The following is a 12,253-nucleotide window of genomic DNA, read 5'->3' on the forward strand; positions in this document are numbered from 1 at the left end:
GAGGGGAAGCGCGGCCTTCTCAGGGGTATGACGACTGCCCAGTGTGATCAATCAGTCAAAAGGCCGGACCTTTTTGCCTGCCATGTTGCCACGACATCCATCAGCACCGGCGACAGGCAGTCGTAGGGTTCAAGTCCCATATCCTTCAGACGCGTGCGGATAGCCGCCATCTGCGATGGCGCGGTTCCGGATTCGATGATTGACGAAACGAACGCCGCAAACGTCGGTTCCGGCCAGTCGCCTTCCTGAAAGCGCTCCGGGTGGATGAAGTCGAGGCCCCGGAAGGCGTGGTCGCGCTCCACCGGGCCGTACATGTGCACGCCGCAGACACTGCAGGCATGACGCCTGATCAGCGCGCTCGAATCAACGATTTCAAGCTTGTCGCCGTTTTCAAGGACCTCGATGTTCTCGTGCGCGGTGACCGCGACGACCGAAAATTTCGCACCTTGTGGCTTCCAGCATTTGGTGCATCCGCAGGCGTGGTTATGACCAACCGCCCCTTTGACGGCGACCTTGACCGGACGGTCGGTGCAGGCGCACACCAATGTCCCTCCGGCGAACGACGCGTTTCCCGTTTTCACTCCGCTGTCGAGCAGCGGATGTATCGATGTTTGACTGGACATTGCAGTTCTCCTCCATGTTGAAATCTTGGCTCGCAGAAGAGCCGATGCTCAGAACACCACCACGCTGCGAATGCTTTCGCCGGCGTGCATCAGGTCGAAGCCCTTGTTGATGTCCTCGAGCGGCATCGTATGCGTGATCATCGGGTCGATCTGGATCTTGCCTTCCATGTACCACTCGACGATCTTCGGCACATCGGTGCGGCCGCGCGCGCCACCGAATGCGGTGCCCATCCAGTTGCGGCCGGTGACCAGCTGGAAGGGACGGGTGGAGATCTCCTGGCCGGCCCCGGCAACACCGATGACGACCGACTTGCCCCAGCCGCGATGCGAACTCTCCAGCGCCTGGCGCATCACCTTGGTGTTGCCGGTGCAGTCGAATGTATAATCGGCGCCGCCGATCGTGTCGCCGTTGCGCTTGGTCAGGTTGACCAGATAGGGAACGATATCGTCGCCGACTTCCTTCGGGTTGACGAAATGCGTCATGCCGAACTTNTCGCCCCAGGCCTTGCGGTCATTGTTGATATCGACGCCGATGATCATGTCGGCACCGGCAAGGCGCAGGCCCTGCAAGACGTTGAGACCAATACCGCCGAGACCGAAGACGATGGCCGTCGAACCGACTTCGACTTTGGCCGTGTTGATGACGGCGCCGATGCCGGTGGTGACGCCGCAACCGATATAGCAGATCTTGTCGAACGGCGCGTCCGGGTTGACCTTGGCAAGCGCGATCTCCGGCAGCACGGTGAAGTTGGCGAAGGTCGAGCAGCCCATGTAGTGGAAGATCTTGTCCTTGCCGATGGAAAAGCGGCTCGTGCCATCCGGCATCAGGCCCTGTCCCTGCGTCGAACGGATCGAGGTGCAAAGGTTGGTCTTGCGCGACAGGCAGGAATAACATTCGCGGCATTCCGGCGTGTAGAGCGGAATGACATGGTCGCCCTTCTTCAGCGAGGTGACGCCCGGGCCGACATCGACGACAATGCCGGCACCTTCATGGCCGAGAATGGCCGGAAACAGGCCCTCCGGATCGGCGCCCGACAACGTGAACTCGTCGGTATGGCAGATGCCGGTCGCCTTGACCTCGACCAGCACTTCGCCGGCGCGCGGGCCATCGAGCTGAACGGTCATGATTTCGAGTGGCTTGCCTGCCTGCACGGCAACGGCGGCGCGTACGTCCATATGAATTCCTTATCAAAATAGTGTTTGTGTTGTTCATCCCGCCACGTCAGCGCAACCCTGCAAAGTGCCCCTCAGACGAGCGGCCTGTGGCGCGGCGGAGTGTTGGTCACGAGAAGAATCTGCCCGTGGTCACCGCGTGCCCTCCGCTACCAAGTTGGTGTTTGCCACAAAGCTTTTGAGAGAAAAGCCAACATCATTGACGGTTGATATGCTGGGTCCCCTTGCGCCAGTGCCCAGCAGACGGCGAGCGGCCATATGGTCGGCAACACGATTGACGGATTCAACTGCGACGAGCCTATCCTGACGGAAGCAGAAGACAGATATGCCATTGTCGTCGCGCTTTTCTACGAACGCGTCGCAGCCGATTGAAAGGCCAGCGATCTGCAATTTGTGCTCCCCTTGGTCGGACCAAAACCAGGGTACCGCCGTATAGCGAACGGCTTGACCGGTAACGAGGCGGATCGACAGTGCCCGTGCCTGATCTGTGGCATTCTGCACCGACTCAAGCCGCAACCTGAGGGCCGTTTCCGCATGGACGAAGCTGGCGCAGTCGCCGATCGAGAAAATTTTCGGGTCGCTCGTGACAAGATGGTCGTCGACCACGACCCCGTTCTGCACCTCAAGCCCGGCCTCCGCTGCAAGCTCGTCGTTGGGGATAACACCGACACCCGCCACGACCAGATCAGCGGCCAATCTTTCGCCGGAAGCGGTGACGACGCCCGTGACCCGCCCATCCTGGCCTTCAAGATGTGAAAGCCCGTCGTCGAGCAGAAGGCATGTGCCCGCATTTGTATGAAAGTCTTCGAAATAAGCGGACATCGCCGGGCTGACAGCCCTGGCCATGACCCGCGACGCGGCATCGATGACCGTGACCTCCATCCCGAGATGACGGGCAACGGATGCGAACTCGAGCCCGATGAAACCCGCACCGACGACAACAGCACGCCTGTCTGGTGACAGTGCGGCTTTAATGCTGTCTGCATCGGCACGTGTTGCAAGCCCGTAGAGACCATTCAGTGACGATCCGCCAACATTGAGCTCTCGCCTTCGCGCACCGGTGGCGAGCACCAAAACATCGTAACGGATGGATCGGCCGCCCTCTATGAGAACTGTCTGCGCGTGTCGGTCTATGCCGGTTGCCGCCGCATCGATCCGGTCAATCGCGTTTTCGGGAAAGAAACTCTCGGGGCGAAAGGCAAGGCCGGCTGCATCGAGCTTTCCCATGAGATAGGCTTTGGAAAGCGGCGGGCGCTGATAGGGTGCACAGCCTTCGTTACCGATAAGTGTCACCCTGCCGGCAAATCCGGATTGGCGCAGAGACAGAGCAAGCTGGAAACCTCCCTGACCCGCTCCGATGATGACGATTTCCTGCGTCATATCTGGTGCTCCGGAAGCAGCACGCGGAGACCATCCATCTCGGCTGTCAGCGCGATTTGACATCCAAGCCGGCTTTTTTCCGTGCGCTCGTCCGCCGTGCCTTCCAACAGTTCATCCTCCTCCGGCGACAGAGGCGGTAATCGATCGTCATCGACATAGATGTGACAGGTCGCGCACATGGCATTGCCGCCGCATTCCCCAACAATCCCGCCAATACCGTTGCTGGTGGCGGCGGCCATGATACTCATTCCCTCGCGTGCAACTACGCGGCGCTCGCTCCCGTCGGGCGATAGAAAGACAATGTCCATGCCTCTACTCCTTATTCGATTTCCAGCGGCAGGCTCTTCAAGCCCCGCAGAGTATTGTTGAAAGCGCGCACGGGTTCGCCGGTGATGCGGATCCGGCTGACCTTGCGCGCGAGTGCGCCAAGGATCAGCTCTCCCTCCAGCCGTGCAACGAGCTGGCCAACACACATGTGAACGCCAGATCCGAAACCGACATGACCGCTGGCACTGCGGCGGATGTCATATGTATCCGGTTCGCTCCAGTGGCGTGGGTCGCGATTGGCGGCACCAAGGAACATCAGAACCTTCGATCCTTCGGGCACGACATGGCCGCCAATCTCCACATCGCGTGTAGTTGTGCGGAAAAATGTCTGTACCGGGGATTCAAAGCGGATGGCCTCCTCGAACGCGGCTCTGGCAAGTTGTGGCTCGGCCTTCAGCGCATCCCACTGGTCGTCAAATCGGGCAAGCGCGTAAATCGCCGCCCCGATGCCATTCACCGTAGTATCGATACCCGCCGTCAGCAGCGAGCGTACGAGAAGCGGTGCTTCCTCGGCGGTAATCTGACCCGTATCGACGGCTGCGTGAATCTGGGCGCCGAAGCCGGTCGGCGACAGATTGTGCTTCTGACATTGCTCAGTGACGTAGGCGATGTGAGGTGATGCCTTCGCAATTGCTTCGTTGCGAAGTTCGTTGGACGGGCCGAATGCATTGAAGGCGAGACCGGCATAGGGCAGAAGGTGTTCCCGGCCCTCAGAGGGCACGCCGATCGCATCGGGAAAAACCGACATTGGAAACGCCTCGGCCAGATCGGTAATGCCGTCGATGCTTCGGCGTGCGAGCAGTTCGTCGACCTTGCGCTCGGCGGCGGCCTGGAAACTCTCTCGCAGCTTCTTCATCGTCACCGGCGATAGAATCTTGGACAGCACCTGACGTGCTCTATCGTGTTCTGGCGGGTCTTTTTCAAGCACGAGGCTCGGCGCACGCCAAGGCTTCTCCTTGGCGAAATCGCTCAGGCCAACGCCACGGCTGGAGCAGAAGGTCTCCCAGTCATGAAGGACGCGATGAACCTCCTGGTAGCGCGCGACCGCATAGACGTCGTATGCGGATAGATAGATAAGCGGTCCGAGATTGCGCAGATACTCATGGACTGGAAAGGGATTGCGAAAAAAGTCCATCGAAAATGGGTCGAAGTCTGAAACCGGAGGCGGAGTCTGAGCGGCCATAGGCGCTGTGGCGGTGGTGTCTTGAATCCCGTTCATATCTTAGCTCCTCATCGTCTTAACGATCCGCGCCATCCGGTGCGGCACTTCAGTCGGAAAATTTTACTGCTTGGGGACGAGATGGCCCCAGTCGGGCTGCATCGGAAAAGTCTCTATCTCGGTGTTGATGAGACGTCCCTCGCCGTTCTTCTCGACCACGCGCATATAAACGTTCTGGATGATGCCGCGGCTTTCCGGATCGATCTTAACTGATCCGCGCGGACTGACCCATTCGAGCCCTTTGACAGCCTCGACTGCCTTGGCGGCATCCTGTCGTCCGTTCGTCGCCTCGATCATTTTGTAGATGACATGCGCTCCGTCATATGCTCCGACAGACGCGAAATTTGCCTCTGCCTTCGGAAACAAGGCCTTCAGATCCCTGGTGAACCGGTCGTTTTCCGGGCTGGAGTGGGCCTGTGAGTAGTGGTAGGCCGTATGGATGCCGATGGCTGGATCTCCCAGTTCCTGCAGCATGGTCTCGTCGGTTTCCGCAGTGCCGAGCAGCTTTATTCCTTCACCAGCGAGATGGTTGTCGACATAGGCCCGCATGAAAGCGTAAGCCGACGGCCCGGCCGGCAGAAAGATGTAGATCGCATCTGGCTTGGCATTCCGCGCTCTTTGAAGCATCGGCGAAAAATCGGTGGTGTTCGTCGACATGCGGATCGTATCGATGATCTCTCCGCCGTTCTCCTGGAAGCGCCAAGTGAAGGCCCTCTCCGCATCGATACCCGGGCCGTAGTCGGAGACCATGACGACGACCTTCTTCATCCCTTTCCTCAACGCGCAATCGGCAACTGGCACGGTCACCTGCGGGGTCGTGTAGGAGGTGCGCAGTGCGTAGGGCGAGGCGCCGACGATTGCCGACGTTGCTGCGTTGAAGATGACAAGGGGAACGTTTGCTCGTTCTAGGATCGGTGCCACGGCCATCGCGTTGGGTGTGAATTCGAAGCCGGCGAGATATTGCACGTCTTCCTGGATCACCAATTCCTGCGCCAGCGCGCGCGCTTGACCAGGATTGATGTCCGGCAGATCGCGAATAACGAATTCGACCTCGTGTTCGCCGACCTTCGTGCCGTTCTGCTTTTGGTAGACGGCAAGCGCTTCGGTGAATTGTTTTCCAAAGATGGCCTTCGGACCGGTCATCGGCGCAATTACGCCGACCTTGACGATATCTGCCTGCGCAGCCCCAGCCATAAAACTGGTCGCTGGCAGCGTCATCAACGATAGTTTCAGAATTGTTTTCCGCATAGCTGCTCCTCCCGCAGGCCTACCTTGAAAGCGTGCCCATGTTACGTGCCCTAGACTAGGGGAGATGACTCTTTCGCTCCAAAGGCAGACGTCTGCCCTTCGATTGGCATGGCATCGATAGAAAACTGAACTCACCCGTGCGCCTCTCCAAGACGCCTCGATCCGAAACCGACTTGGCAAATATAGCCGCCCGAACATTATCAGTATACAGAATTATATAAATATTCTATATTAGCGACATGGATTTTCGTCAGCTCGATCTCAATTTGCTCCTTGTGTTTGAAGCGCTCTACGACGAACGAGGCGTGACGCTGACCGCGCAACGACTGAAGATAAGCCAGCCAACCGTCAGCTTCTCGCTCAACAAGCTGCGCGAGTTCTTCAAAGACGAGTTGTTTGTTCGCCACAGAGGGACAATGCAGCCCACCGCTTTTGCGGAAACACTCGCAGACCCTGTTCGCCGCATCATTGACATGATCCGCTCTGAATTGATGCAGGAACAGACCTTTGACCCCGCGGGAACGGAACGGGTCTTTTCATTGACGATGTCTGATATCGGAGAGCTGGTTTTTTTGCCGAAGCTGCTGAAAGCCTTGCGCGCACTCGCTCCACGGGCAAGCATCCGCTGTGTCTCAATGCGACCGGGTGAATTGAAGGAGGCGATGGCAAACGGTCTTGTGGACCTTGCCCTCGGGTATTTCCCCGACCTCTCCGATTCTGCTTTTTATCAGCAGAGCTTGTTCGACCATCCGTTCTCTTGCATTGTCCGCAAAGACCATCCCCTTATAGGCGACACACTGACGCTCCAGCTCTTCCTGGCCGCCGAACATGCGGTCGTGGTCGCCGAAGGACGAAGTCAGGAAATTTTTGAACGCCGGATGCAGGATATGGGCCTACAGCGCCGTGTGCTGTTGCGCTCACCGCATTTCATGAGCCTTCCGTTCCAGATCGCCAATTCAGATATGATTTCTGTAGTTCCCCGGGCCGTCGGGCAGCTTGCTGTCCGTAGTGCCAATGTGAAGGCGTTTCAGCCCCCCCTTGATATCCCGGCGATCGAACTAAAGCAGTTCTGGCATCGCCGCGTTAACAACGATCTCGCGGTGGTCTGGATGCGGAACCTCGTCGCCAAACTGTATTTGAACCGTGACCCCACGTCCGATCTGCAGTCTCCTGTCTTCGGCGACGCCTCTGGCTGAGCTTTCGACGTGCACAAGAGCTCCTGACCTTCGATGAATAAGCGGCGGAGTACGTTGAGCCTAACCCTGCGCCGTCTTACTGTTGGGTCCTGCGGGCGGCGCGGTTCTCACGCAGCCCTCTCCCGGGCTCGTGACAACGAGTGCTCAGCGCGAAATCGGCATCAAAGGAAAGCCGGAAGTGGTATGTGCCCGTGCTTCCACATCCGCGATCAATGCATTTTCCAGCAACTGACCGGAATAAGGATGTTTGGGTCTGTCAACGACGTCAGCGACGGGACCTAATTCAACAACTTTTCCCATGTTGAAGACAAGGACTCGATCGGCCAAATTACCAACCAGCGCCAGATTGTGCGTTATGAACAACATGGTCAGGCCGCGGCTTTTTTGCAAGTCCTTTAGAAGGTTGATGACAGCAGCTGAAGCAAAAAGACGAGAATCTCCAGCTCGATGAAGATCGGTCCTCACGACAGGATAGTCCTCGATCTTGCTACCTATGTGCCGTATTTCTTGTCATCCAATCAATAATGCGCTGACCCGCAAAGCGTCTGACATCTATCTCGAAAAATTCGGAATTGGCATTGTCGCGTGGCGAACAATATCAATGCTTGCTGCAGAGCCCGACCAGCTGCCCGAATCTGTGATTTCGTGTCTCTTGATAAGGCCGCAGTCAGCAGGGCGCTGGCAACTATGAACAATCAGGGATTAGTTAAAAGCGATCAAGCATCGGAAACCGACTTGCGCCGGAGAAACTGGCGTCTGACGCCAACAGGCTATACTCTGCACGACAGCATTCTGGCCATTGCCTTGAGGCGCGAGGAGCAGCTCATCTCAGACGTTGAGCCAAAAGACCTCGAGGTGTTCCTTCGGGTGATGTGCCAGATGCGATTGAATGTTGAAAAAATCGAACCTCTCGACGGATAACCCTTCACTCTTCGGCAGACGATGTAGGCCGGACGAGTCCCTTGTTTCCATGGCGCCGTAAAGGTGAAGACCCAGTCCACAATTTGAAGGCTCGGGCAAAGATTAAGGGTTCGGCATAGCCGAGCGCGACCGATATCTCGTCCATCGTCATGTCACCCCTGCTGAGATAATTCTCGGCCATGCGCTGCCGGTGCTCCTGCAATATTTCGCGTACAGATGTTCCCTCTTCTTCCAGCCTTCGCTGCAGGCTTCGTGCAGTCATCCGCATTTCCTTAGCAAGGTCGGGAATTGCAACGCTGGAGATTCCCAGTTTCACATGGATCAGTGCCAGAACCTGTTCGGTTACGGAAAGCTCGATGTTGCTTGCGGCGACGAGGGTGCCGAGATGCTGGTTCAAAATGCTTATCAGCTCGCGATCTTCCTTTCGATGCTGCTGTTCAGCCTCCCTGGGATCCATAACCAGCGAGTTGTGAGTCTGCCCGAAAAGGACGGGCGCATCGAATAGACGTTCCAAGAGACGGTCTTGCCCGTGGGACCTGTGTCTGAAGCGGACCTCCAAAGGCCTCCATTTTTTATTGAAAGCCGTCCGTATTTGGCTGCAGATGCAAGCGAGCGTAAACTCGTTGTCTTGCCTGAACAGATCCTGATCGAAGGGCGCGCTATGCACATCATAGCTGCATATCAATCCCTCAGCGGAGCTTCGCAGCGGGAAGGTCGACCCTGTCTGGAAGGCTGGCGCGTAACGACAGAAATGGGCAAGCGCAGAGCTTATCGATCCCGCCTGCATCAAAACCAGGCCGATTGGCCAGAAATCACCGGGCCGCAGGTTCATTCCCAGTCGTGCCCCCAGGACCGGGTCCGAAAAGGTTGCCGCCGCGTCTTCGAAAAACGCCAGATAATCGGCGAGGTCGACAGTCGCATAGGGATTGCCGAGCCGCGCGTCCGAAAGGTTATGCCGTTTGAGAAGAGCATTCAGCCGGTCGCCCTCGCCCGCCAAGCCCTGGATGACGACCTGCAGGACAAAGACGCGGATCAGGGCGCTTTTGCGCTCCCAATCTTTCAACAGTAGTTTCGGCACATCGTCTCCTCCGTCGCGGGTGCTGGCGCAAATTATCGCAATTTTGTCACAAACCGCAATAGACCTGAGCAGAGTACGGTCTCACACTCCAAACCCAAAATAGAACCATAAATGGGAACTTTGGAGGTTTATCATGGAGAGCTCGATCGCTGAGAAGCGTTCACTCGCATCCAATTCAATTGGCGTGGCGCATATTGTGTTCTTTGTTGTGGCTGCGGCTGCACCCATGGCGGCGGTTGTCGGAGCAACGCCACCGGCCTTTGCTTTCGGAAATATCGGCGTGCCCGGAGCGTTCCTGCTCGTCGGGATTCTTTACCTGATCTTCTCCGCCGGATTCACTGCAATGGCCAGGAGCGTCAGTAGCGCCGGCGGCTTCTACACCTATATTTCCCGGGGCCTTGGTCGCCCCCTTGGTGTGGCTGGTGCCTTTCTTGCCATCGCCACGTACTTCACGATTCAGATTGGTATCTACGCCTCTCTCGGCGTGTTTGCCCACGCGGCGCTCGCGCCACTCGGCGTCGTTGTGCCCTGGTGGGTATGGTCGCTACTGGTGCTTCTCGTTGTTTCGTGGTGCGGACAGCGTCACATCGTGTTCTCCGGGCGTCTCCTTGGTTTCTGTATGATCGCGGAACTCTTGATCCTGGGTCTCTTCGCCATAGGCGTCGTCTTCCACGGTGGCGGTCCTGAGGGCCTGACGATGGCAGGTCTGAAACCAAGCGACATTTTTTCACCGGGCATCGGTGTGACTCTCGTCTTCGTGGTCAGCGCCTTTATCGGCTTTGAAGCAACTGTGATTTTCGGTGAGGAAGCTTCTAATCCTGACAAAGCGATCCCGCGTGCCACCGTTTCGGCTGTGACGATCATCACCCTGTTCTACGCGCTCGTCAGCTGGGCCGTGATCCAATATTACGGCGCCTCGAGCGTCGCCTCCAAGGCGAGCGCATCGATGGAGACATTTTATTTCAGTGCCATTGCTGGAACGCTTGGCGACTGGTCAATCGTTGCAATGAACATGCTGCTGCTGACGAGCTTCTTTGCCTGCCTCCTCTCCTTCCACAACACACTCAACCGCTATTTCTTTGCTCTCGGCCGGGACGGCCTCTTGTGGGCAGGTTTTGCACGCGTCCATCAGACCCATGCCTCACCCCATGTCGCCGGTCGTGTTCAGGCGATATTGGTCGCTGCGATCCTGATCGGGTTTACGCTGATCAATGCCGATCCCTATGCCGTGGTCTTCTCCTGGATGGTGGCGTTTGCGGGTATCGGAATTCTTGCGATCCAGGTCCTGGTCTCGGTTTCGATTATCGCGTACTTCGCCAAGGTGCCTGGAGAACACTCGGCGTTGCGTGTGTTCGTTGCTCCGGCGGTAGCCGGCCTCGCTCTATTGGCTGCATTCGTCCAGGTATCCCGAAATCTTCCGCTGCTCACAGGAAGCGAGAGCGTGATTGTGACGTTGTTTCCGGTATTTGTCCTCGTCATCGCCGCGGCAGGTGTGGTGACAGCGCTACGTATCCGCCGGACAAATCCTGCACTGTACGACCGGCTGGATAATACGTTCGCAGCCGCCACCGCGGAAGCCTGATCCCAACGACATCTCAGCGCAATTGCGCGTCGCGCTGGCCGACGCGCGGCAAACATTAACATAGGAGTGAACAATGAGTGACTATGAGCGCCTGCGCGATCTTGATGCTAAGCACATGATCCATACTTTTCTTCCGCTGGAGACCCGAGAGCGAACGATCTTCATCAAAGGCAAAGGATGCAACCTTTGGGACGTCGAGGGGCGCGAGTACCTCGACATGACCGGGGGATTGTGGCTGGCCCAGATTGGCCATGGACGCCCCGAAATGGCCGAGGTTGCTGCAAAGCAGATGGCCACGCTCGAATATGCAACCGCCTTCTGGGAGTTTTCCAACGACAAGGCGATTACCCTTGCTGCAAAACTTGCGACCCTCAGCCCTACAGGGCTCGACGTTGTATATTTTACGTCCGGTGGTTCCGAGAGCAATGATGCCGCAATCAAGACCGCGCGGCTATTCCATGCTCACCGTGGCGAACCCGAGCGTACCTGGATCCTCTCTCGCAACGATGCCTATCACGGGCTTGCCTACGGGGGCGGCACGGCGACCGGCTTTGACGGATTGAAGGCTGGCGTCGGGCCCGGTATCGGACACGTGCACCATCTGACCCCTCCCAAGCCATTTCAAACGTGGCGCTATGATGGGCAGTCCACGACGGATTTCTGTATTGCCGAGCTTGAAGCCACCGTTGCTCGGATCGGGCCCAAGAACATTGCTGCAATGATCGGCGAGCCGGTGATGGGTGTCGGTGGCATGGTCATTCCGCCCGATGACTACTGGCCGCGGGTCGCGCAGGTCCTTCGCAAGAACGGGATCCTGCTGATCTTTGACGAGGTCGTAACGGCTTTCGGCCGTATCGGCTCGTGGTTTGGCGCTGACAAGTACAATGTCAAACCCGACATCCTGGTGACGGCAAAAGGAATTTCGAGCGGCTACATCCCCCTGGGTGCAGTTCTGATGACTCGCGAGATAGCCGATGCTGTTCGGGAAGGACATGGCTTTCCGGTTGGATACACCTACAGCGGACATCCGGTTGCCTGCGCAATCGCGCTCGAAAACCTTCGCATTCTCGAGGAGGAACGGCTTGTCGAGCGGGCCAATATCATGGGGCAGTACTTCTCCGACAGCCTTCAGCGGATCAAGGATCTTCCTTGCGTTGGAGAGATCCGACACGCTGGCCTTGGCATTGCCATTGAACTTGTAACCGACAAGAAGGCACGCCAGCCTCTTCCCGACAACGCAATTCCTGATGTTATCAAGCGAGAGTCCGGCGTCATTGTCAGAATGGCCAACGAAAATGTGCTCGTCATGTCGCCACCTCTCGTCGTCACGGAGAGTGAAGCTGACCGCGCCATCGACTCGGTCGCCAGCGTCTTGGAGCGCGTTCGAGTCGATGGCTCGGTCACAAACGTTGTGGCGGCCTGACTTCCAGACCGAACCAGGGGGCGCCAACCCGCCCCTACATCCATCCTCGGACAGAGCACCAATAAGAAATGTCCAATCAAAGG

At 57.5% G+C, this 12,253-nt stretch carries 12 protein-coding genes; 4 read left to right on the top strand and 8 right to left on the bottom strand.

The annotated features are described in order from the left end of the window. Nucleotides 1-47: 47 nt before the first annotated feature. The 6 genes from gfa to A3AY_RS0114120 form a co-directional block, all read right to left on the bottom strand. Complete coding sequence (gene gfa / locus A3AY_RS0114095; RefSeq protein ID WP_018326309.1) at nt 48-623, bottom strand: S-(hydroxymethyl)glutathione synthase; 576 nt, start codon at nt 621-623, stop codon at nt 48-50. A 48-nt stretch (nt 624-671) separates the two neighbouring features. Continuing rightward, nucleotides 672-1,799, bottom strand: a complete 1,128-nt coding sequence (locus tag A3AY_RS0114100) for an S-(hydroxymethyl)glutathione dehydrogenase/class III alcohol dehydrogenase (RefSeq protein ID WP_018326310.1) — start codon at nt 1,797-1,799, stop codon at nt 672-674. Between the two features lie 129 nt (nt 1,800-1,928). Continuing rightward, nucleotides 1,929-3,176 carry an NAD(P)/FAD-dependent oxidoreductase gene (locus A3AY_RS0114105; RefSeq protein ID WP_018326311.1) on the bottom strand — a complete coding sequence of 416 codons (1,248 nt, stop codon included), beginning with the start codon at nt 3,174-3,176 and terminating at the stop codon, nt 1,929-1,931. Further along, nucleotides 3,173-3,484 (bottom strand): 2Fe-2S iron-sulfur cluster-binding protein, encoded by a 312-nt coding sequence (locus A3AY_RS0114110; protein WP_018326312.1) that lies wholly within the window; start codon nt 3,482-3,484, stop codon nt 3,173-3,175. Before A3AY_RS0114110 ends, A3AY_RS0114105 begins: the two co-directional genes overlap by 4 nt. Before the next feature lie 11 nt (nt 3,485-3,495). Continuing rightward, nucleotides 3,496-4,722, bottom strand: coding sequence for a cytochrome P450 (locus A3AY_RS0114115; RefSeq protein ID WP_018326313.1), 1,227 nt, complete (start codon nt 4,720-4,722; stop codon nt 3,496-3,498). A 63-nt stretch (nt 4,723-4,785) separates the two neighbouring features. After that, nucleotides 4,786-5,958 carry an ABC transporter substrate-binding protein gene (locus A3AY_RS0114120; RefSeq protein WP_026203430.1) on the bottom strand — a complete coding sequence of 391 codons (1,173 nt, stop codon included), beginning with the start codon at nt 5,956-5,958 and terminating at the stop codon, nt 4,786-4,788. Between the two features lie 251 nt (nt 5,959-6,209). Between A3AY_RS0114120 and A3AY_RS0114125 the strand changes: the two genes are divergently transcribed. Continuing rightward, nucleotides 6,210-7,166, top strand: a complete 957-nt coding sequence (locus A3AY_RS0114125; RefSeq protein WP_018326315.1) for a LysR family transcriptional regulator — start codon at nt 6,210-6,212, stop codon at nt 7,164-7,166. 144 nt (nt 7,167-7,310) lie between these two features. Here the strand turns inward: A3AY_RS0114125 and A3AY_RS0114130 are convergent, their stop codons facing one another. Then, nucleotides 7,311-7,631 (bottom strand): ABC transporter ATP-binding protein, encoded by a 321-nt coding sequence (locus A3AY_RS0114130; RefSeq protein WP_154663293.1) that lies wholly within the window; start codon nt 7,629-7,631, stop codon nt 7,311-7,313. Nucleotides 7,632-7,751: 120 nt separating this feature from the next. Here A3AY_RS0114130 and A3AY_RS37865 point away from each other — a divergent pair, with 120 nt between their 5' ends. After that, complete coding sequence (locus A3AY_RS37865) at nt 7,752-8,087, top strand: MarR family winged helix-turn-helix transcriptional regulator (RefSeq protein ID WP_210163014.1); 336 nt, start codon at nt 7,752-7,754, stop codon at nt 8,085-8,087. A gap of 4 nt (nt 8,088-8,091) precedes the next feature. Here A3AY_RS37865 and A3AY_RS0114140 read toward each other — a convergent pair whose 3' ends face one another. Continuing rightward, nucleotides 8,092-9,084, bottom strand: coding sequence for an AraC family transcriptional regulator (locus A3AY_RS0114140; protein ID WP_245275919.1), 993 nt, complete (start codon nt 9,082-9,084; stop codon nt 8,092-8,094). A gap of 214 nt (nt 9,085-9,298) precedes the next feature. Between A3AY_RS0114140 and A3AY_RS35290 the strand changes: the two genes are divergently transcribed. Continuing rightward, the gene (locus A3AY_RS35290; RefSeq protein ID WP_018326319.1) at nt 9,299-10,747 is read left to right on the top strand and encodes an APC family permease; all 1,449 of its coding nucleotides are present in this window, start codon (nt 9,299-9,301) and stop codon (nt 10,745-10,747) included. A 73-nt stretch (nt 10,748-10,820) separates the two neighbouring features. Further along, the gene (locus A3AY_RS0114150; RefSeq protein ID WP_018326320.1) at nt 10,821-12,170 is read left to right on the top strand and encodes an aminotransferase family protein; all 1,350 of its coding nucleotides are present in this window, start codon (nt 10,821-10,823) and stop codon (nt 12,168-12,170) included. Nucleotides 12,171-12,253: the final 83 nt, after the last annotated feature.

The organism is Rhizobium giardinii bv. giardinii H152 (genome assembly GCF_000379605.1).
GTDB classification, from domain to species: domain Bacteria; phylum Pseudomonadota; class Alphaproteobacteria; order Rhizobiales; family Rhizobiaceae; genus Pararhizobium; species Pararhizobium giardinii.